The sequence below is a fragment of the Vibrio sp. 10N.222.49.C9 genome, assembly GCF_041474985.1.
Taxonomy (GTDB): domain Bacteria; phylum Pseudomonadota; class Gammaproteobacteria; order Enterobacterales; family Vibrionaceae; genus Vibrio; species Vibrio crassostreae_C.
In genome coordinates this window covers 1-379 of sequence record NZ_JBFRVD010000784.1, presented here as the reverse complement: position 1 = coordinate 379, position 379 = coordinate 1, and the positions used below count along the sequence as shown (strand labels likewise).

Below are 379 nucleotides of genomic sequence, written 5' to 3'. Positions count from 1 at the left end.
ATTAAAGATGCAGAGCCATTAGATGACGATGGCGAAGGTTTCAAAGCCATAGACATGACACTACTTAGGAAATGTCCTTCTCCCGTGTGGCTAAACCGTGCTAGCAACAAACCTAGAAACAAACGAAGAGTGGCTGTTGCCATTGACCCCATTATCGCAAGCGACGAACACAGAGGGCTCTGTATGCGTCTGATGGAGTTGTCTCGCTCAATTGCGGATAGCTGTGACAGCCGATTGCACGTTTTATCCTGCTGGGAGTATCAATTAGAGCGCTATTTGGACAGCCATGCCTGGATCAAGATTGAAGATAAAGAGCTCAACGCCGAAATAGACAAAGCCAAAGTGGAACACAGAGAAGCCCTTGACCATCTTATCAATG

1 pseudogene is annotated in these 379 nt (G+C 46.7%); it reads left to right on the top strand.

The window, feature by feature from the left end:
• Positions 1-379: pseudogene (locus AB4585_RS25580) on the top strand (universal stress protein); the annotation flags it as partial.